Genomic DNA, 19,016 nt, shown 5'->3' with positions numbered 1-19,016 from the left:
TACGGGGATCACCCTACGGTCGGCGTGTGCGCGCCGCCGCTGCTTCCCGCCCGCAGGAGTAGGCCAGCGGACTGATCAGCTCCTCCACATCGGGCAGCCACCGGTTCGCGGGGGTGGGGCGGCGCGCCCACTGCACCGCGCCCATTCCGCCGAGCCGGGTCGGCGGCCCCGCGACGTAGTCGCCCTCGCCCCGCGTGACCAGGTCGATCGCCGTCGGGGTCCAGCCCAACTTCCGTACGAGATCGGGCACCTTCGCGCCGGCGCCCGGCAGTACGAAGAAGAGCATCCGGCGGTCCGGGGTGCAGGTCACCGGGCCGAGCGTCAGCTCCATGCGTTCCATCCGGGCCAGCGCCAGGAAACCGGCGGACTCGGGAACGTCCAGAGCGTCGAAGGAGCGGCCCGTCGGCAGCAGGATGGAGGCCCTGGGCTGTTTCGACCACATGCGGCGCGCCGCGGTGGCGCTGCCCGTCGCCTGCGACGCCCAGTCGGCGGTGGCGGGGTGCGCACCGGGCGAGGCACAGGAGGGGACGCCGCAGGAGCAGCGCTCCACGCCCTCGTCCGCCTCCAGCCAGGTGCCCGGGAACACGTCCCAGTGGCGTTCTTCCGCGTACCGCACGGCGCTGTCCAGCAGTTGATCGCCGCGCTGCTTGGGGATCTGGGCGGCGTCCGTGACTCCGATGGTGTCTTCCACGATGAACACAACTCTCGCCGTCACCTTGGGTTACGGGCGTGCGGTCGGCTTGCGGAGGAACATCGATCCTGCACGCGGGGCGCACCGGTGCATGGGCGGGGGCGCGCACGAGGCTGCGCGGCGGCGGGCGGGTAACCACATGTGGGGAAGGGCGGGAATGGCGGTCGAAAGACCCTCAATCCCGTCTCGTCCGGCATGTTCCGCATTCTCTGTATATCTGCCGGGCAGTGATCAGCGGGACCGGCGTGATCAGTTCACGGATTCACGGACCACGACCAATGGACCAGGACTCACGGACCATCACCGACCACTGCGGCACCAGGGGGTAGTCAATGGCAGCCAGGCCTCTCGTCGCCCGCCAGCCGAACGAACGGTTGCAGGCGCTCATTCAGGAAGCCGGGTGCTCCAACGCCGGGCTCGCCCGACGTGTGAACATGTGCGGCGCCGAACACGGCCTCGACCTGCGGTACGACAAGACGTCCGTGGCCCGCTGGCTGCGCGGCCAGCAGCCGCGCGGCCGGGCGCCCGGCATCATCGCGGAAGCGATCGGGCGCAAACTCGGCCGCACGGTCACGATCGACGAGATCGGGATGGCCAACGGCAAGAACCTGGCCTCCGGGATCGGACTCCAGTTCTCGCCGACCGTCCCCGGCGCGATCGAGCAGGTCTGTGAGCTGTGGCGCAGTGACGTGGGGCGCCGCGACTTCCTGTCCGGCTCGACGGTGGCCGCCTCGGCGCTCGTCGAGCCGAGCCGCGACTGGCTGATCACGGGAACGGACACCCAGGTGGCCAGGACGGCGGGCGGCGGACGGGTCGGCGCGTCGGACGTGGAGGCGGTACGGGCGACGACGGACGCCCTCGTGGAACTCGACCACCGTTTCGGCAGCGGGCATGTGCGGCCGATCGTCGTCCACTACCTCAACAGCGTGGTGTCCGGGCTGCTCTCGGGCTCGTACCGCGAATCCGTCGGCCGGGACCTCTTCGCGGCCGTGGCACGCCTGACGGAACTGGCCGGCTACATGGCCGTCGACACGGGACAGCCCGGCCTCGCCCAGCGCTACTACATCCAGGCGCTGCGGCTCGCCCAGGCGGCGGGCGACCGCGGCTACGGGGGGTACGTGCTGGCCGCTTCCATGAGCCACCTCGCGGCCCAGCTCGGAAACCCGCGCGAGATCGCGCAGTTGGCGCGGGCCGCCCAGGAGGGCGCGAGGGGGCGGGTGACGCCCCGCGCGGAGGCGATGTTCTGCGCGGCGGAGGCGCGCGGCCACGCGCTGATGGGCGACGCCCGGGCCTGCAACCAGGTGGCGGTCAGGGCGCTGGCCGCGCTGGAGCGGGCCGAGGAGGACGCGGGAGACGATCCCGTGTGGATCGCGCACTTCGACCACGCCTACCTCGCCGACGAGCTCGCGCACTGCCACCGCGACCTGGGGCAGGGGCAGGCGGCGGCGCGGCGCGCCCAGGACGCGCTGGACGGCCACCCGGAGGGGCGGGCGCGCCGCCGGGCGATCGGGCTCCTCCTGCTGGCGACGGCGCAGGTCCAGCAGCGCGAGGTCGAGCAGGCCTGCCACACGGGCACGGAGGCGGTGCGACTGCTGAGCACCCTGCGGTCGAACCGGGGAGCGGAGTACCTGGAGGACTTCCAGCAGCGGCTCACGCCGTACCGCGACGAACCCGCCGTACGGGAATTCGGTGCGCGCATGGAGATGCAGGCCGCGTAGGAAGGGAGCAGCGGTACGCGCACGAAGCGGCCCTAACCGCCGATAAGGGACGCATCGTGTCGCGGGGTCGCCGCCGGGGCTCCGGCGGGATGTGTGGGGACCGTGGGCGCGTGGCAGAGGCTCGTCGCCACCCGGTAGCGTGAACCGACGGTTCCGTAGGTCCACACATACGTCCACACGTAGGAGTCCCGGTGACGCAGAGCGGACAGGGTGACGAGTCGCGGCTTCCCGCCGCGCGGCCGCCCGCGCACGAAGGTGTCGTGCTGCCCGCAGACGGCAGCGGTCCCTGGATACCCGGGGCGCCCGAGGAACAGGTCGCTCCGGCGGGTGGACAGCCGTGGGGCCAGCCCTGGGGGCCGCAGCAGGCCGCCGGTCAGCCGCAGCAGCAGCAGTACGGCTCGCCGCAGCAGCCGCAGTACGGGGAGCAGCAGTACGGTTCCCCGCAGCCGCCGCAGCAGTACGGCGCCCCGCAGCCGGGTGCGCCGCTGCCGCCGCAGCAACCGGGTGCTCTGCCGCAGCCCGGCGCGCAGCCGCAGTACGGCGCTCAGCACCAGCAGCCGCAGCAGTACGGCGCTCAGCCGCCCGTACAGCAGCAGTCGCACCAACCCCAGCCGCCGCAGTACGGTTCCCCGCACGGGCAGCAGCCCGGACCAGCGCAACACGGGCAGCAGCCCGGACAGCCGCAGCCTGGGCAGCAGCAGTACGGCGCTCAGCAGCCCCAGCAGCCCCAGGCGCCCCAGAACCACCAGCAGCACCAGAACCAGCCCCCTCAGCCGCACCCGTCCGCCCCCCTCCCGGCGCAGCAGCAGTACGGCGCTCCCCAGACCCAGGCTCAGGGGCAGACTCAGGGGCAGCCCCAGGCGCAGCCGTTGCCGCTGCCTCCCGAGGCACCCGCCGGAGGCTCGGCCGCCGACGCGGACGCGACGCAGTACCTCCCGTACGTGCCGCCCGCCGGGCCCGGTGCGCTGCCGCCCGAGAATCCGGCGGACTCCACCCAGTTCCTCGGCCGGCACGCGCAGGGGCCGGCGGCCCCCGCGGGCGACGGTGACGCCACCCAGTACCTCCCGCCCGTCGGGAACGCGCAGGCCGCGCCCGAGGCGCCCCCCGGCGCCCCCTTCGGCATCCGCCCGGGCGCTCCCGAGGACCGGCAGCCGCCCGCGGAGTTCGACAGCCTGTTCAGGGCCGCCGCCCCGGCGGACCCGACGCAGCAGATGCCGCCCGTCGGCGCGCAGTCCCCGCACCAGCAGCAGCCGTACCACCAGCCGCAGTTCGGCGGCGGGCCCCAGGGCCACTCCCACGGAGGGCCGCCGGCGTCCGCGACGCCCGCGTCATCCGCCGGGTCCGCCTCGAAGAAGCGCAACTCGCCGCTCGTGCTGATCGCCGCCGTGGTCGTCGGCTGCTCCGTACTCGGCCTCGGCGCGGGCGCGTTGCTCAGCGGGAGCGACGAGGAGACGCCCGTGGACAAGAAGCCGGTCGCCGCGCCCAGTTCGACGGGGGCCGACGCCTCGCCGCAGGCGGCCGCCGACCCCGCCGAGCCGCAGGCCAAGTCGCTCGACGCACTGCTCGCCGACAGCAACGACAGCCGCGCCTCGGTGATCAGCGCGGTCAAGGCCATCGGAACCTGCAAGAACCTGCCGAAGGCCGCGAGCGACCTGCGTGCCGCCGCCAAGCAGCGCAACGAACTGGTGACCCGCCTCCAGGGGCTGACCATCGACAAGCTGCCGAAGCACCAGGAACTGTCGGTCTCCCTCACCACCGCGTGGAAGGCCTCGGCAGCGGCCGACAACCACTACGCCGCCTGGGCCGACCAGGTCGCCGGCCGCAAGGGCTGCCACAAGGGCCAGGCGAGGTCGACGCCGCAGCACCAGGCGGGCAACCGCGAGAGCGGCAAGGCGTCGCAGGCGAAGAAGGAAGCCGTCGGCATGTGGAACAGCATCGCCAGGCGCCACGGCCTCACGGAACGCGACGCCACGCAGCTCTGACGGCGGCGGGCAGGGTCACCACCGACAGCGGCCGGCAGGGGTCACCCCCGTCGGCCGCGGCAGAGGCTGTACCGACGCGTTGCGAATCCGGCCGGCGGGGACAGCGGACGGCGGAGGGGGGGGGGGGGGGGGGGGGGGGGGGCCCCCCCCCCCCCCCCCCCCCCCCCCCCCTCCGCCGTTCTGTCGCCCGGCCGCCGGTCACACCCCGGAAGGCGCGCGTACCAGCGTCTCGCCCACGTCCACGAAGCCCTCCTTCGCCGACACCAGGCGCCCCTGCCGCACCACCTGGAACGTCACGTCCCTGTTGACGATGCGCGGAAGGTCGCGCGTCGCCAGCATGTGCTCCAGGCGCCAGCTCAGGGTCGGCGTGAGGCCACCGGTGTCCACGCTCTCGAGGTGGTTGAGCTCCCCGACCACGTCGGCCGCCGAGACGCTGTCCCTGTCGTCGTCCCCGCCGCCCCGAGCGAGGGACTCCAGGACCGCCTTGAGGACCGTGTACGCGATCCACGTGGTCTGCACGCCGGGGTCGGCCGGGTCGATGCGGTTGTCCGCGAAGGCGTGCTTCCGGATCACCTCGCGCATCGGGTTCCAGCGCTCGTCGCTCGCCACCGGGTACCAGCCCGTGACGTACGCCCCCTCGAACGGTCCGCTCTTGCCGCCCGTCCGGTCGACGAGCGGCTGTCCGACGCTTCCCAGGACCGACGCGACGGCGACCTTCCGCTCGGTCTCCTCCTCCAGCCTGCGGAACGAGTCGAAGAAGGTCTCGGTACGGTCGCCGAGCGCCGCCGTGACGCAGCCCTTGACGTTCCCGTACGCGTCGAACGCGCCGGCGCCCTTGAGCGCGTCCCGGGCCCGCGCGGTGTAGTCGCTCGCGTCCTCGGCCGCCCGGATGTCGGCGGGGGCCCTGCGGTCCCCCTCGGCGAGGCCGGCGCCGAGGAGTATCGGCAGGGCGTCACCCGCGACGGTGTCCGGGCGCACCAGGACCACGCGCTCGCAGTCGCGGGCGAGCTGCTTGCCGTTGCCCGCGAGGAGAGCCGCCTGGCCGCCGTTGACGGGGTAGGAGAACACGCTGGCGAACTCGTCGTCGGAGGCGCCGTAGCCGCCGATGTACGGGATGCCGGCGACCTCCAGCGGCGCCATGAAGGCCCGGCCGTGCTGGCTGTACGAGCCGACCACCGCGACGGCGTTCTCCCGTACGGCCTGCTTGGCGCACTTGGCGGCCCCGACGGTGCTGTTGTGCTCGTTGCAGGTGATGATCCTCAGCTCGTGGCCGGCGAGGCCGCCGTTCGCGTTGGCCCACCGGGCGTACGCCTGCGCCATGGCGGGCATGCCGGGCATGTTCGTGGCCGAGGTGCCCTGCGGCGCCCACGTCATGACGGTCACGGGCTCCCTGGATCCCCCCGAGATCCCGGGGAGCGTTCCGCAACCGGTGAGCAGCGACGCTCCGACCGCCGTCGCCGTCACCGCGGCCAGCGCCGTCGTGGCCTTCGAGAGCAGGGAACGGGTGGAGGGGGAGCTGCGCCGTCCGGTCATGTGCATGCACGTTTCCGCCCCATGGGTAACGCGGAAGTGAGCATGTCTCAACACGCGGTGACATCGGAGTGAATTACGGGGGGCCGCACGTCCGTGTCACGGGGGAACGTACGATCTGCAACCGTGCAAGGTTCGGTGAACTCTTCCCGTCGCGGCCGTCGCTCCCCCACCATGGGCGGCATGCCGCTCAATGACATGCCGTGGTGGCGCTGGCGCACGAACGTGCGATCGGCGCTGCACATGCTCTCCGACCCCGTCTTCCAGCAGGAGTGCTGGCTGGCCGGCGTCGAGGGCTACGGAGACGTGACAGACGCCGTGTACCGGTTGGTGGAGGACACCTGGCTGGACAACTGGTCGGCCGAGAAGTACGTCGGCACGATCTTCCGCGATCCGCAGGAGGCGTCGCTCGTCGACGTCGCCGTACTGCGCGTGCTGAAGATCATGCACCAGGTGGGCGCCGACGCCCCCGTGTCGGCGTACCTGGAGCACCACGCCTGGCCGGAAGCGGTCCGGGCGGCCCGGGAGGCGCACGTACGGCTGGCGGTGAACGACGGGGAGGACCCGGACAGCGCGCCGCGCACGCTGGAGGTCATCCGGATCCTGACCAGGTCCGCCTGACCCCGCCCGAATGTGAAATCCTCGGGGCATGAGCGACCCGCACCGCGCCCCTTCGTCAGACCGGCCCTCGTCGGACCAGTACGTCCTCACCCTCTCGTGCCCGGACAAGCAGGGCATCGTGCACGCCGTGTCGAGCTACCTGTTCATGACCGGGTGCAACATCGAGGACAGCCAGCAGTTCGGCGACCCCGACACGGGACTGTTCTTCATGCGGGTCCACTTCTCGGCGGACGCTCCGGTGACCGTGGAGAAGCTGCGGGCCAGTTTCGCCGCGATCGGCGACTCGTTCCGGATGGACTGGCAGATCCACCGTCCCGAGGAGCGGATGCGGATCGTCCTCATGGTCAGCAAGTTCGGCCACTGTCTGAACGACCTGCTCTTCCGGTCGCGGATCGGCGCCCTGCCGGTGGAGATCGCGGCGGTCGTCTCGAACCACACGGACTTCGCCGAGCTGGTCGGCTCGTACGACATCCCCTTCCACCACATTCCGGTGACGCGGGACAACAAGCCCGAGGCGGAGGCCCAGCTCCTTGAGCTCGTACGCTCCGAGAACGTCGAGCTGGTCGTCCTCGCCCGCTACATGCAGGTTTTGTCCGACGACCTGTGCAAGCAGCTGAGCGGCCGGATCATCAACATCCACCACTCCTTCCTGCCGAGCTTCAAGGGCGCGAAGCCGTACCACCAGGCGCACGCGCGCGGCGTGAAGCTCATCGGCGCGACCGCTCACTACGTGACGGCCGACCTCGACGAGGGGCCGATCATCGAGCAGGAGGTCGAGCGGGTGGGCCACGACGTGACGCCGGAGCAGCTGGTGGCGATCGGGCGCGACGTGGAGTGCCAGGCGCTGGCGCGGGCGGTGAAGTGGCACAGCGAGCACCGCGTACTGCTCAACGGCCGCCGTACGGTGGTCTTCGCCTAGCTCCCACCTGCGACGGCGGCGGACGGGGCCGCTACAGGCGGCTCAGCGACGCCGCCGCGAAGAGTACGTCGCGGATTGCCTCCCGGTCGCCGGTCTGACCGGCCGCGGCCTCCTCCGGCGGCACATGCCCCGAGGCCAGCTGGCAGAACTCGACGCCGTCCAGCGCCACGTGCGCCACCTGGTGGTCGGGCGAGCCGACCGCCGCCGGGGAGTCGAGGGCGATGTACCAGTCGCCGCCGCCCGCGCCCTCGATCTCCAGGTGCAGCGAGCGGCCGGGCGAACCGGCGGTCACGAGGCTCTTGGACGGGGCCGCGAGACCGGCCCTGCGGCGGGCCGCGAGAGTCGCCGGGATCAGCCGGGCGGCCAGGTCGATCATGCTGTTCAGGTGCGCGGCGGCCGGCGGCTCGTACGGATAGTCCACGGCGTCGGCGATGTCGCCCGCGTGGACCCAGCACTCGAACGCCCGGTCCAGCAGCGCGTCGCGCAGGGGCAGGGCGAAGTCGCCGTACGAGACGGACAGCTCCGCCGCGCCGCGGCCCGCGAAGGACGCCGTACGGATCAGGTCGTGGCTCTGCTCGCGCCAGGGGCCGCGGACGGTGCGGGTGGGCGGGAAGCGGGAGCCGCGCCAGTACGACTCGGTGCGGTCCGACGGCGACACGGGACCCGAGGGGCCCAGCGGGTCGTCGAGGCCGAGCGCCTTGGAGACCAGCCCGTCGACGGTCATGAGATGGCCGATCACACCGGCCACCGTCGTCTTGCGGGTGGTCGCCTCCTGGCCCGCGAACCACTTGAGGCGCACCGGAGCGTGCCACTCCGAGTCGCCGATGTCCCGCAGCAGGGCGTCCAGCCGCGCCGTCTCGGCGTCGTACGGCGTGGCCCAGGCGGGGACCGGGATGCGCGCGGGCCTGCGGCCCAGGCAGCCGTCGAGCACACGGTTGCGCAGCAGGGGGTCGAGGTCGAGGCTGCGCTCGGCGTGCAGGAGGCCGACCGCGTCCCGCAGGCGCAGGGCCTCGTCCGCGCACGGCGCGCACTCGGTGAGGTGGTCCTCGACGGCCTCGGTCTCGTCGGCGGCGCACGCCGACAGGGCCCAGGCGCCCAGCAGCGACTTGAGCACGCGGTGGGACGGGGCCGGGGAGGCCGGCTGCCTCTCCGGCGACGCGGACGGGGGCTCGAACGAGGGCGACGGCGGGGGAGGGGGAGGCAGATCCGGCGCCGGCTCCAGGACCTCGCGGTCGTCCGCGGCCGCTCTCGGGGCCGGTATGCGCGGAGCCCGGCCCTCCGGGCGCTCGTGTCCGCCGCCCGCGCCCGGACCGTTGCCCTCCGGGCCGTGCGGCCCCTGCGGTCCCTGGGGTCCCGGTGGTCCATGAGGCCCTTGTGGCCCGTGGGGCCCTTGAGGTCCACGGGGTCCGTGCGGCCCGTTGGGGCCGTGTTCGGCGTTCACCGGCGACGCTCCCCGAATCCGGGAGGGGACGACAGGCCGTCCTGCCGGGGCGGGTTCGCCGTGGACAGCAGCTGCAGCCCGAGCCGCAGGCGGCGGCGTGCCTCGTCCTCCGTGACCCCCAGGTCGGCCGCCGTCTGCCGGTAGTCCCTGCGCTGGAAGTACGCGAGCTCCAGGGCGGCCCGCAACGGCGCCGGCATCGACGTCACGATGTAGTCGGCGCGGGCGGCCGCCGAGGCGCTGCGGACCTTCTGCTCCAGCTCCTCCGAGTCACCGTCGCCGTCGCGCAGCCCCGCCGACTCGCTCTGCCGCAGGCGGCGCACCGCCTGCCGGTGTGTGAGCCCGGCCACCCAGGACCTCATCGAGCCCTGCTTGGGGTCGTACGCGTGCGGATCCTCCCAGACCTGGCCGAAGACCTCGCGCGTGATCTGGTCGGCCGCCGCGTCGTCGTCGAGCACCCGGTGGGCCAGGCTGTAGACGAGCGAGGCGAACCGGTCGTACAGCTCACCGAGCGCCGCGGCCTCGCCGCGCGCCAGTCGCTGCTGCATCCTGCGGTCCCAGCGGGGTGGTGCGTCCTTCGCCATGCGGCCCCCAACCCTGTTCGCCTGCCCACCGTGTGCTGTGCCTCTCGTCACTTTCTTCGAATGTAGTGCGAACCGCTGACAAGCATGCCCCTTTACGGTAAGTGCGTCCGTGTTCCGGGCCAGGATGATAATGATCCAGTCACTCGTAAGGCGGTGTCTTTCCCGGCACCGCGTTTCGCAGGGACGCGGTGGGGCAGCCGCGAGGTGGAAGGACCACTTCCGCATCGGCAGAACGAAAGGTCCAGACGCGTGACGCTGAAGGTGACCGAGGCCGAGCACAACGCCTGGGCCGTACTGCATGTTTCGGGAGAGCTGGACCTGGTGACGTCACCGGCGGTCCGCCAGCACGTCCACGAAGCGGTCGCGCACGGCCGCCACCGGGTCGTGCTCGATCTGTCCGAGGTCCTCTTCTGCGACTCCAGCGGGGTCGGCGTGATGATCGCCGCCCGCCGCCTGATGCATTCCTGCGGCGGCGACCTGCGGTTGATCCTGCCCGCGCACGGGGCCGTCGACGGTTCGCACGTGAACAAGGTGCTCGCTGCCCTCGGCGTACGCCGCCTCTTCGACGTCTTCCCGGACGTGGCCACGGCCGCCGACGACGAGGCGCAGGCCCTCTCCGCCTGAGAAACGGGAGAATTCCCCGGTCCGGCCGCCCACGTCGTACCCTCCCCCCTATGGACAGCGCAGAGTACGAGCGCAAGACAGCGGCCCGGTTCGCGAGTTTCGACCAGGACGGCAACGGCTACATCGACCGCGAGGACTTCAGCGCCGCGGCCGCGGCCCTGCTGGCCGAGTTCGGCACGACGGCCCGCTGCGACAAGGGGCAGGCGCTCTACGTGGGGGCCGAGGCCTTCTGGCAGGGCATGGCGGGCATCGCCGACGTGGACGGCGACCAGCGGGTCACCCGCGAGGAGTTCGTCACGGGAGCGGTCAAACGGCTGCGGGACAGCCCGCAGCGGTTCGCCGGGATCGCCCGACCGTTCCTGCACGCGGCGATCGCCGTCGCGTCGGAGGACGGCGGCACCCGGGTCACCCGGGAGGCCGCGGGGCGCGTGCTGCGGGTGCTGGGCGCGACGGAGGAACGGGCGCAGGCGGCAGTGGCGGCGCTCGACGCGGACGGTGACGGCCTGATCAGCGAGGAAGAGATCCTGGCCGCCTTCGCCGCGTACTACACGACGCCCGGACCGGACGCCCCGGACGCCTGATCCACCGGCCCCGGGCGCCGGCCCGGGGCCGCCGAGAAGCGTTCGCGCAGCTTGTACTTGAGGACCTTGCGCAGCGTCTCGTTGCGCGGCAGCGCGTCGACGATTTCGAGCTGCTCGGGCAGTTTGTGCACGGCCAGCCCCCGCGCCCGCAGATACGCCGTCACGTCCTCCAGGGTCAGCGGCGGGGCTCCGGCGGGCTGTTCGACCACGGCGCACACCCGCTCGCCGCGCTCGGCATCCGGCAGGCCCACCACGGCCGCGTCGCCCACGCCCGGATGCCGGTGCAGGAGGTCCTCGATCTCCTTGGCGGAGATGTTCTCGCCCTTGCGGATGATGATGTCCTTCAGCCGTCCGGTGAGCACGAGGTGGCCGCTCGGGGTGAGGTGCCCGACGTCTCCGGTGATCAGGAAGCCGTCCTGGTCGAACGCCTCGGCGTTCTGTGACGGATCCAGGTAGCCGCGGCACACGGCCTCGCCGCGCAGCCGCACCTCCCCGTCGGCGCCCGCCGGCAGGGGCGTGCCGTCCTCGGCGGTGACGCGTATCTCCATTCCCTCCGGGGGGCGGCCCTCGGTCGTCGCCAGGTTCTCGGCCGTGTCGTCCGGTGAGCCCATGGTGATCATCGGCACCTCGGTCATGCCGTAGCCGTGCGTCAGTTGGCAGCCCATCTCGCGTACGACGGCGTGGTAGATCTCCGGCGGTTTGGGCGCCCCGCCGCCGGCGAGCAGCCGGAGGGTGGGAACGATTCTGCGGGAGGGGCCCTTGCGCTGTTCCGTCAGGAACATCGAGTAGAAGGCGGTGGAACCGCCCGCGACCGTGACGCCGTGCCGGCGGTAGTCGTCCAGTGCGGCGGGCATCTCGAAGTGCTCGAAGAGGACGGCCGGGAAGCCGTACAGGAGCAGCATCACCAGGTAGTCGGGGCCGCCGATGTGCGCGTACGGGAACGCCACCGAGCCGACGTCGTCCGGAGACAGCCGCAGGGCGTGCGCCAGGCAGGAGCCGCCCGCGATCAGGGAACGGTCGGTGTGCAGCACGCCCTTGGGAGCGGACGTCGTCCCGGAGGTCCAGTAGATCCAGCGCACCGCGGCCCCGTCGGAGGGCGGCGCGGGGAGCGTTCCCGGGTCCCCTTCCGGAACGTTCCCGTACGCTTCGAAAACGCCGCGCGCGCCGAGCCGGTGCGCCATGCCGGTGTGGTCGAAACCGCGCCACCGTCCCGGTACGGCGAAGAAGTCCGCCTTGGACTCCCGCAGCGCGAAGCCGGTCTCGCGCTCCCGGTAGAACGGGATGACCGGGGTCTGTACGGCGCCGAGCCGGGCCAGCGCCACCGACAGGAGCACCGTCTCTATCCGCGTCGGCAGCTGCCAGGCGACGACGGTCCCCGGGCGCACGCCCCGTGCGTACAGACCGGCCGCGACGCGCTCGGCGCGGTCCCGGAGCCCGCCGAAGGTGAGGACCCGGTCGTCCTGGAGCAGTACGGGCCGCCGGGGGGTGAGCGCGGCACGGCGGTCGACGAGCTCCCAGAGGGTGCGGGAGGCGCCCAGCGCGTACGCGGTGTCGGTCGCGGTGTCGGTCACGGCAGGTCCCCTCATAGCTGACGGTCAGTCAGATGATGCGCAGAGCGTAGGGCGCTGCGCCTTGTCGGTCCAGAGGTGCGGGGCTAGCCTGATATCTGACGGGTCATCAGAAAGCTGGGATCGCGAACGCCGGAGGACACGCCCATGGAACTGCCTCGGATCGTCAGCGTCGACGACCACGTGATCGAGCCGGCGCACCTCTTCGAGACCTGGCTTCCGGCGAAGTACCGCGACCGCGGCCCCCGGCCGCTGACCGCCGGGATCGGCGAGCTCGCCTACGTGGCGGGCAAGTACCGGATCACCATGGACCCCGAGGGCCCGCCGACGGACTGGTGGATCTACGAGGACCTGAAGTTCCCGTACAAGCGCAACATCGCCGCCGTCGGCTTCGACCGCGACGACATGACCCTGGAGGGCATCACCCGCGCGGAGATGCGGCGGGGCTGCTGGGACCCGGCGGCGCGGCTCGCCGACATGGACCTCAACCACGTCGAGGCGTCCCTGTGCTTCCCCACGTTCCCGCGCTTCTGCGGCCAGACGTTCGCGGAGGCGCGGGACAAGGAGGTCGCCCTCGCCTGCGTGCGCGCGTACAACGACTGGATGGTCGAGGAGTGGTGCGGCGACAGCGGCGGCCGGCTGATCCCGCTGTGCATCATCCCCCTGTGGGACATCGGTCTGGCCGTCGCCGAGGTCCGGCGCAACGCGGCGCGCGGCGTGCGGGCGGTCACCTTCAGCGAGATCCCCACGTACCTGGGACTGCCGTCGATCCACTCCGGCCACTGGGACCCGTTCTTCGCGGTCTGCGAGGAGACCGGGACGGTCGTCAACATGCACATCGGATCGTCCTCGCAGATGCCCGCGGCGTCCCCGGACGCCCCGCCCGCCGTGCAGGCCGCCCTCAGCTTCAACAACGCCATGGCCTCGATGATGGACTTCCTCTTCAGCGGTGTCCTGGTGAAGTTCCCCCGCCTCAAGCTGGCCTACAGCGAGGGTCAGATGGGCTGGATCCCGTACGCCCTGGAGCGGGCCGACGACGTGTGGGAGGAGCACCGCGCGTGGGGCGGCGTACGGGATCTGATCCCCGAGCCCCCGTCGACGTACTACTACCGGCAGATGTTCTGCTGCTTCTTCCGCGACAAGCACGGCGTCGCCTCCCTGGACGTCGTCGGACGTGACAACGCCACCTTCGAGACGGACTATCCGCACGTCGACTCGACGTTCCCGCACACGAAGGAAGTCGCCCTCGACCACGTGAAGGGCCTCGACGACGAGACCGTCTACAAGCTGATGCGCGGCAACGCCATCCGCATGCTCGGGCTCGACCTGGACCGCGACCGCGTCCCCGCCGCCGGCCACGTCCGCTGATGGACCTCACGTACACCGAGCAGGAAGAGGAGTTCAGAGCCCGCCTGCGCGCCTGGCTGGCGGCCACGCTGCCCGGGCTGCCGCCCCGGCCGGACCCGCGCGACTGGCCGGGCCGGCGCGCGTACGACACGGCCTGGCAGCGGCGGCTGTACGACGCCGGGTACGCGGGGCTGCACTGGCCCGCCGACGCGGGCGGACAGGGCGCCACGCCCACCCAGCACCTGATCTTCCTGGAGGAGAGCGAGCTGGCCGGAGCGCCCTACGTCGGCGCGAACTTCGTCGGCCTGCTGCACGCCGGACCCACCGTCGCCGCCGAGGGGACACCGCGGCAGCGCGCCCGCTGGCTGCCGCCCATCCTGCGCGGCGACGAGATCTGGTGCCAGGGCTTCAGCGAACCGGACGCCGGCTCGGACCTCGCCTCGCTGCGCACCCGCGCCGTGCGGGACGGGGACGAGTACGTCGTCACCGGATCGAAGATCTGGACCTCGCACGCGGAGGTCGCGGACTGGTGCGAGCTGCTGGTGCGCACAGGTCCGGCCGGCCCGGACGTTCCCGGGCACCGGGGCATCACCTGGCTCGCCATGCCGATGAACGCGCCGGGCGTGACCGTCCGGCCGCTGCGCACACTCACGGGAACGGCCGAATTCGCGGAGATGTTCCTCGACGAGGTGCGCGTTCCGGCGGCCCACCGGGTGGGCGAGGAGAACGACGGCTGGCGCGTCACCATGGTCACCCTGTCCTTCGAGCGGGGCACGGCCTTCGTGGGCGAGGTCGTGGCCTGCCGGCGCACCCTGCGGGCGCTCGCGGCGGCCGCTCGCGGGAACGGCACGTGGGACGACCCGGAAGTGCGCCGCACCCTGGGGCGCCTCAGCGCCGAGTTCACCGCGCTGTGGCGGCTCACCCAGTGGAACGTCAGCGAGGCGCAGCGCGCCGGGGGCGTTCCCGGGAACGGCGGTTCCGTCTTCAAGCTGCGCTACTCGCACGCCCGTCAGGAGCTGTACGACGCCGCCGCGCGGGTGCTCGGCCCCGGCTGCCTGGACCTGGACCACGACTGGACCGCGGACCGGCTGTCGTCGCTCTCGTACACGATCGCGGCGGGTACGTCGCAGATCCAGCGGAACATCGTCGCCGAGCGCGTCCTCGGCCTTCCCCGGGGGCGCTGATGGACTTCCGTCTCACCGACGACCAGCGCGCGCTCCGCGCGGGCGTGCGCAAGCTCCTGGAAGGGCGCTTCGGGCGGGAGCGGCTGCGGGCCGCCGTCGGCGTACCGGGGGCGGGCCCAGGACCGGCCCTGGACCGCACGCTGTGGCGGGAGCTCGGTGACGCCGGTTTCTTCGCGCTGCGGTTGCCCGAACAGGACGGCGGAGTGGGCCTGGGCCCGCCCGAGGCCGTGCTCGTCTTCGAGGAGGCCGGCCGCGTGCTGCTGCCGGGCCCCCTGGTGGCCACGCATCTCGCCGCCGGAACGGTCCCCGGGGCGGCCACCGGCGAGACCGTGGTGACGCGGGTCGACGGCGGGCTGGTGGAGTGGCTGGACGAGTCCGACTGTGTTCTCGGGGGGCTCGGGGAGCTCGGTGGGCTTGAGGTTCTCGGGGTACTCGGGAACCCCCGTCCCGAAGGTCTCGGGAACGCCGCCGGGGCCGTGCCCGTACGCTCCGTGGACCCGCTGACGCCGCTGCACCGCGTACCGGGCCCGGCGGACGGCTCCCGGCCGGTCCCGCCGGGCGAGGCCGGTCTCGCGGCCCTCCTGACCGCCGCCGAACAGCTCGGCAGTGCCGGGCGTACGACCGCCGAGGCCGTCCGGTACGCGGGGGAGCGGGAACAGTTCGGCCGGCCCATCGGCTCCTTCCAGGCGGTCAAGCACCTGTGCGCGCGGATGCTCGAACGCACCGAGACGGCCCGCGCCGCCGTGTACGGCGCGGCGGTGACCGGGGACCCCGTGGAGATCGCGGGGGCCAAGCTGCTCGCCGACGACGCGGCGGTCCGCAACGCCCGCGACTGCCTCCAGGTGCACGGCGGCATGGGGTTCACCTGGGAGGCCGACGTGCACCTGCACCTGAAGCGCGCTTGGGTGCGGGCCGAGCGGTGGCCGACGCAACGGGAGGCGGCGGAACTGCTGGCCGCCGCGCTGCTGTGAGCCCGGCGGCGGCGGGGGCTGCGTACGGGGCCGGGCGGCAGTCCGGGCCGGCGACCCGCCGTGACCGGTTGCGACAAGAAGCGCTACGTTGCGTGCGTTTCGTGGCCCTGCGTGATCCGTCGGTCACCGCGCTCTGCGACTGGTGAACGATTACGGTGCGTCGATATCGGGTTGTGTCCTTCACGTGACTCGTCACGGCCTGGAGTCGGGGGTGCGCTCCGGTACTCTCCGTGGGATGCGAGTGGTTGTGATGCGCAGCTGTCCCGGCGTTGCCTCGGTGGTGACTCCGGGCCGCGAGATGTGCGCCGCTCGCGCCGTACGGAGGCGCCGTGCGCGCCCCTGTTCGACTTCCCGCAGCGCGCGTCGCACAGTATGCACCACGCGTACTCCTTCGCGCTGGAATATGCCTGAAGCGCTTGTTGCGGTGACTGTACGTCAACCATGCTGTTCCACAAGGGGATCACGTTCCGTGACCCTGTGGAGACGCGAGGCGATGTGTCCGCCGGTTCGGATGGTGTGAGCGGTGCAGGTGCTTCAGGTGCAGTTGGAGGTAGGGGCCGACCCCGCCGAGGTGGGGCGCGCCCGGCGGTGGGCGCGTTCGCGGCTCGCCGGCTCCGGGATAAGGGTCGACGAGCCGCTGGCCGAGACGCTGATCCTGCTCATCTCGGAGCTGGTCACGAACGCGGTGGTGCACACGGGCTGTCCGGCCGTGCTGCGCATGCTCTTCGGCACCGCCGACGACGGCACGGTGCGGGTCGAGGTCGCCGATGCGAGCGCCCGGCCGCCGAAACCCCGCCACGCCGAGGGTGACGACACCAACGGGCGCGGCCTGGAGCTGGTCGACGGGCTGGCCGACCGCTGGGGCTGGCAGTCCGAGGGGGCGGGCAAGCGCATCTGGTGCGAGGTGGACCGGGGGGCGCCCGTGGGGGCGTCAGGGGCGTACGGGGCGACGGTGTATGAGCCGTCGTGCGCTGTCACCAATAGTGCGTAAAGGGTAAATCACCCATCAGGTGTTGACGGTTGGTGATGCCCTGGTGACCCTTGAGTGAGGCGATTCGCTGCGAGGGGACGCCGAGGAGCGGAGCTGCGTCCAGGCGGCCCGGCCTTGGCGAACGCGGGTCGTGGTTCGGCGTCAGCTCCTCCGGGGGAAGCGGGAGGGGCAGAGCCTGTACGCCGGAGCCGGGTGGTGGCCCTCGTGCCGTGCTCGGGGCGTGCGCAAGCGCGTCGCCACCCGGCTTTCATCGCAGCCGCCCCGGCGTGATCGCCCGAGCCGTCAGAGAATCGCCACCGGGGCCACCGGGGCGCCCGTTCCCCCGACGAACGGTTCCGGCGTCGCGGACAGCAGGAAGGCGTACCGCCCCTCCTCCGCACAGGCTGTGGACAGTTCCTCCAGATTCCAGTTCTGCCCCTGGAGCATGCCCATCTCCACGAGGTGGAGCGCGTGCACGGGCAGCCACAGGTTCTCGATCTCCGGCGGAAAGATCTCGAAGGTGAGGGTGTCGTTCGCGACCGCGGCGACATCGCGCGCGTGGAACCACTCGGGCGTACGGACGGACAGGCCGGGGGACGGGTAGCCGTAGGCGTGCTTGTCGCCCGCGAGGTAGGTCCGGATCTGACCGGTCCGTACGAGAACGATGTCGCCGGCCCGGACCGTCGTGCGCGCCAGCTCCTCGGCGGCTTCGAGGTCCTCGGGCGTCACCGCGTGGTCCCCTGCCAGCCGGTCCGCCCCGCGTGCGCGGGCGACGTCGAGCAGCACCCCGCGCGAGACGACGTGCCGCGCCTTGTCCATGCCGCTGAACCGGGCGCGGGTGTGGGGCGTGATCGTGTCGGCGGGGCGGCCGTTGTAGATCCTTCCCGAGTGCGACGCGTGGGTGAGGGCGTCCCAGTGGGTGGCCGCCTGGAGGCCCATGGTCACGGCGTCGTCGCTGGTGGCGACCGTGCCCGGGCCGAACAGCTCCTGGTTGATCTGGACCATCGTGTGGAGCGGGTTCATCCGGCCGGGGATCAGTCCCGTCTGTACGCCGTCCTCCTGGAGGGGGAGTGCGAGGGGGACGCGGTGCCCCGTGCGGACGGTGGCGGCCGCGGCGCGTACGACGTCGTCGGTGATCAGGTTGAGCGTGCCGGTCTCGTCGTCGGCGCCCCAGCGGCCCCAGTTGTTCACGCGCTTGGCGATGTCGTGGAACTCGGCCGGCAGTGACATGGGGCCTCCTTGGGCTTGTGTCCGGGCGACTCGGTGCGCATAAAATCTAACGGTCCGTCAGAAACCGCGGGAAGGGGCCGGTTGTGGGGAACTTCTTGGCAGGCAGGGTCGTCGCCGTCACGGGGGCGGGACGCGGTATCGGGCGGGCGGTGGCGCTGGCCTGCGCGGCCGAGGGGGCGCGGGTCGTCGTGAACGACTACGGCGTCTCGGTGGAAGGCTCGCGGCCGACCAGCGAGGTCGCCGAGGCGGTGGTGAAGGAGATCGAGGCCGCTGGCGGTCAGGCGGTCGCCGTCGCGGACGACGTCTCGACGATGGCGGGCGGCCAGCGGATCGTCGATGTGGCGCTGACGCGGTACGGGCGCGTCGACGGAGTGGTGTGCGTCGCCGGGATCCTGCGCGAGCGGATGCTCTTCAACATGGCCGAGGAGGAGTGGGACCCGGTCGTCGCGACGCACCTGAAAGGGACGTTCACCGTCTTCCGCGCGGCTTCGGCGGTGATGCGCAAGCAGGGGGGCGGGACGCTGATCGGCTTCACGAGCGGCAACCACCAGGGGAGCGTCGCACAGGCCAACTACAGCGCCGCGAAGGGCGGGGTCATCTCGCTGGTGCGCAGTGCGGCGCTCGGGCTGCACAAGTACGGGGTCACGGCCAACGCGGTGGCTCCGGTGGCGCGTACGCGGATGTCCGCGAACGTGCCGATGGAGCTGAAGGAGATCGGGGAGCCGGAGGACGTGGCCGCGCTCGTCGTCTACCTGCTGTCCGAGCGGGCCCGGGCGGACGGGATCACGGGGCAGGTCTACACGGTCGCCGGGCCGAAGATCGCGGTGTGGGCGCAGCCGAGGGAACTGCGGGCGGCGTACGCGGAGGGCGGGGCGTGGACGCCGGAGCGGATCGCGGACTTCCTGCCGGGGACGGTCGGCACGGATCCGATGCCGATGCTGGAGCGGTTGTCGGCGATGGCGGAGGCGGCGGCTCGGGGGACGCGGCCGAATGCGTGAGGGGGTTGGCCGGGTGGCAGGGCTTCGGGCTCGGTGTGTTGGCCCCGGGAGCGTTCGGCG

At 72.4% G+C, this 19,016-nt stretch carries 18 protein-coding genes; 11 read left to right on the top strand and 7 right to left on the bottom strand.

Going from position 1 to position 19,016, the window contains the following annotated elements; translation table 11 throughout:
• Window positions 1-13: 13 nt before the first annotated feature.
• On the bottom strand, window positions 14-700 hold the full coding sequence (locus tag AC07FK_RS17030; protein ID WP_479105668.1) for a bifunctional DNA primase/polymerase: 687 nt from the start codon (window positions 698-700) through the stop codon (window positions 14-16).
• 323 nt (window positions 701-1,023) lie between these two features.
• Between AC07FK_RS17030 and AC07FK_RS17025 the strand changes: the two genes are divergently transcribed.
• On the top strand, window positions 1,024-2,409 hold the full coding sequence (locus AC07FK_RS17025) for a transcriptional regulator (RefSeq protein WP_479105667.1): 1,386 nt from the start codon (window positions 1,024-1,026) through the stop codon (window positions 2,407-2,409).
• 32 nt (window positions 2,410-2,441) lie between these two features.
• Here AC07FK_RS17025 and AC07FK_RS17020 read toward each other — a convergent pair whose 3' ends face one another.
• Entirely contained in the window at window positions 2,442-3,188 is a 747-nt protein-coding gene (locus AC07FK_RS17020) for a hypothetical protein (RefSeq protein WP_479105666.1), read from the bottom strand.
• 90 nt (window positions 3,189-3,278) lie between these two features.
• On the opposite strand from AC07FK_RS17020, the gene AC07FK_RS17015 reads away from it, so the two are divergent.
• Entirely contained in the window at window positions 3,279-4,391 is a 1,113-nt protein-coding gene (locus AC07FK_RS17015) for a hypothetical protein (RefSeq protein WP_479105665.1), read from the top strand.
• A gap of 198 nt (window positions 4,392-4,589) precedes the next feature.
• Here AC07FK_RS17015 and AC07FK_RS17010 read toward each other — a convergent pair whose 3' ends face one another.
• Window positions 4,590-5,924, bottom strand: a complete 1,335-nt coding sequence (locus AC07FK_RS17010; protein ID WP_479105861.1) for an ABC transporter substrate-binding protein — start codon at window positions 5,922-5,924, stop codon at window positions 4,590-4,592.
• A gap of 171 nt (window positions 5,925-6,095) precedes the next feature.
• On the opposite strand from AC07FK_RS17010, the gene AC07FK_RS17005 reads away from it, so the two are divergent.
• Both AC07FK_RS17005 and purU read left to right on the top strand, forming a co-directional pair.
• A complete protein-coding gene (locus tag AC07FK_RS17005; RefSeq protein WP_479105860.1) occupies window positions 6,096-6,542 on the top strand; it encodes an SCO4402 family protein in 447 nt (148 codons plus the stop codon).
• Window positions 6,543-6,570: 28 nt separating this feature from the next.
• Window positions 6,571-7,461, top strand: a complete 891-nt coding sequence (purU, locus tag AC07FK_RS17000; protein ID WP_479105664.1) for a formyltetrahydrofolate deformylase — start codon at window positions 6,571-6,573, stop codon at window positions 7,459-7,461.
• A 31-nt stretch (window positions 7,462-7,492) separates the two neighbouring features.
• On the opposite strand, the gene AC07FK_RS16995 is transcribed toward purU, so the two are convergent.
• Both AC07FK_RS16995 and AC07FK_RS16990 read right to left on the bottom strand, forming a co-directional pair.
• The gene (locus tag AC07FK_RS16995) at window positions 7,493-8,722 is read right to left on the bottom strand and encodes a maleylpyruvate isomerase N-terminal domain-containing protein (RefSeq protein WP_479105859.1); all 1,230 of its coding nucleotides are present in this window, start codon (window positions 8,720-8,722) and stop codon (window positions 7,493-7,495) included.
• A 176-nt stretch (window positions 8,723-8,898) separates the two neighbouring features.
• Window positions 8,899-9,483 (bottom strand): sigma-70 family RNA polymerase sigma factor, encoded by a 585-nt coding sequence (locus AC07FK_RS16990; protein WP_479105663.1) that lies wholly within the window; start codon window positions 9,481-9,483, stop codon window positions 8,899-8,901.
• A gap of 249 nt (window positions 9,484-9,732) precedes the next feature.
• Between AC07FK_RS16990 and AC07FK_RS16985 the strand changes: the two genes are divergently transcribed.
• On the top strand, window positions 9,733-10,107 hold the full coding sequence (locus AC07FK_RS16985; RefSeq protein ID WP_479105662.1) for an STAS domain-containing protein: 375 nt from the start codon (window positions 9,733-9,735) through the stop codon (window positions 10,105-10,107).
• 50 nt (window positions 10,108-10,157) lie between these two features.
• Window positions 10,158-10,688: an EF-hand domain-containing protein gene (locus tag AC07FK_RS16980; protein ID WP_479105661.1), complete on the top strand. Its 531-nt coding sequence runs from the start codon at window positions 10,158-10,160 to the stop codon at window positions 10,686-10,688.
• On the opposite strand, the gene AC07FK_RS16975 is transcribed toward AC07FK_RS16980, so the two are convergent.
• Window positions 10,652-12,259, bottom strand: a complete 1,608-nt coding sequence (locus AC07FK_RS16975; protein WP_479105660.1) for a class I adenylate-forming enzyme family protein — start codon at window positions 12,257-12,259, stop codon at window positions 10,652-10,654. The genes AC07FK_RS16980 and AC07FK_RS16975 overlap by 37 nt on opposite strands.
• Window positions 12,260-12,403: 144 nt before the next feature.
• Here AC07FK_RS16975 and AC07FK_RS16970 point away from each other — a divergent pair, with 144 nt between their 5' ends.
• The 4 genes from AC07FK_RS16970 (at window position 12,404) to AC07FK_RS16955 (ending at window position 16,749) form a co-directional block, all read left to right on the top strand.
• A complete protein-coding gene (locus AC07FK_RS16970; protein WP_479105659.1) occupies window positions 12,404-13,624 on the top strand; it encodes an amidohydrolase family protein in 1,221 nt (406 codons plus the stop codon).
• Complete coding sequence (locus tag AC07FK_RS16965) at window positions 13,624-14,787, top strand: acyl-CoA dehydrogenase family protein (protein ID WP_479105658.1); 1,164 nt, start codon at window positions 13,624-13,626, stop codon at window positions 14,785-14,787. The genes AC07FK_RS16970 and AC07FK_RS16965 overlap by 1 nt, the downstream gene beginning before the upstream one ends.
• Window positions 14,787-15,758: an acyl-CoA dehydrogenase family protein gene (locus tag AC07FK_RS16960; protein ID WP_479105657.1), complete on the top strand. Its 972-nt coding sequence runs from the start codon at window positions 14,787-14,789 to the stop codon at window positions 15,756-15,758. The genes AC07FK_RS16965 and AC07FK_RS16960 overlap by 1 nt, the downstream gene beginning before the upstream one ends.
• Before the next feature lie 523 nt (window positions 15,759-16,281).
• The gene (locus AC07FK_RS16955) at window positions 16,282-16,749 is read left to right on the top strand and encodes an ATP-binding protein (protein WP_479105656.1); all 468 of its coding nucleotides are present in this window, start codon (window positions 16,282-16,284) and stop codon (window positions 16,747-16,749) included.
• Between the two features lie 282 nt (window positions 16,750-17,031).
• On the opposite strand, the gene AC07FK_RS16950 is transcribed toward AC07FK_RS16955, so the two are convergent.
• Window positions 17,032-17,958, bottom strand: coding sequence for a cyclase family protein (locus AC07FK_RS16950; protein ID WP_479105655.1), 927 nt, complete (start codon window positions 17,956-17,958; stop codon window positions 17,032-17,034).
• Window positions 17,959-18,041: 83 nt separating this feature from the next.
• On the opposite strand from AC07FK_RS16950, the gene AC07FK_RS16945 reads away from it, so the two are divergent.
• Entirely contained in the window at window positions 18,042-18,956 is a 915-nt protein-coding gene (locus AC07FK_RS16945; RefSeq protein WP_479105654.1) for an SDR family NAD(P)-dependent oxidoreductase, read from the top strand.
• The last annotated feature ends 60 nt before the right edge of the window (window positions 18,957-19,016 follow it).

The organism is Streptomyces sp. NPDC046122 (assembly GCF_056429965.1).
Note: the sequence above shows the minus strand (reverse complement) of the source record. Positions and strands in the feature narration are given on the sequence as shown.

Excerpts from the sequence above, each read along its gene's own strand:
- AC07FK_RS17025 (WP_479105667.1), top strand. The coding sequence starts at position 1,024 with ATGGCAGCCAGGCCTCTCGTCGCCCGCCAGCCGAACGAACGGTTGCAG.
- AC07FK_RS16950 (WP_479105655.1), bottom strand. The coding sequence starts at position 17,958 with ATGTCACTGCCGGCCGAGTTCCACGACATCGCCAAGCGCGTGAACAAC.
- AC07FK_RS16970 (WP_479105659.1), top strand. The coding sequence starts at position 12,404 with ATGGAACTGCCTCGGATCGTCAGCGTCGACGACCACGTGATCGAGCCG.
- AC07FK_RS16990 (WP_479105663.1), bottom strand. The coding sequence starts at position 9,483 with ATGGCGAAGGACGCACCACCCCGCTGGGACCGCAGGATGCAGCAGCGA.
- AC07FK_RS17005 (WP_479105860.1), top strand. The coding sequence starts at position 6,096 with ATGGGCGGCATGCCGCTCAATGACATGCCGTGGTGGCGCTGGCGCACG.
- purU (WP_479105664.1), top strand. The coding sequence starts at position 6,571 with ATGAGCGACCCGCACCGCGCCCCTTCGTCAGACCGGCCCTCGTCGGAC.
- AC07FK_RS16960 (WP_479105657.1), top strand. The coding sequence starts at position 14,787 with ATGGACTTCCGTCTCACCGACGACCAGCGCGCGCTCCGCGCGGGCGTG.
- AC07FK_RS16965 (WP_479105658.1), top strand. The coding sequence starts at position 13,624 with ATGGACCTCACGTACACCGAGCAGGAAGAGGAGTTCAGAGCCCGCCTG.
- AC07FK_RS17010 (WP_479105861.1), bottom strand. The coding sequence starts at position 5,924 with ATGACCGGACGGCGCAGCTCCCCCTCCACCCGTTCCCTGCTCTCGAAG.
- AC07FK_RS16980 (WP_479105661.1), top strand. The coding sequence starts at position 10,158 with ATGGACAGCGCAGAGTACGAGCGCAAGACAGCGGCCCGGTTCGCGAGT.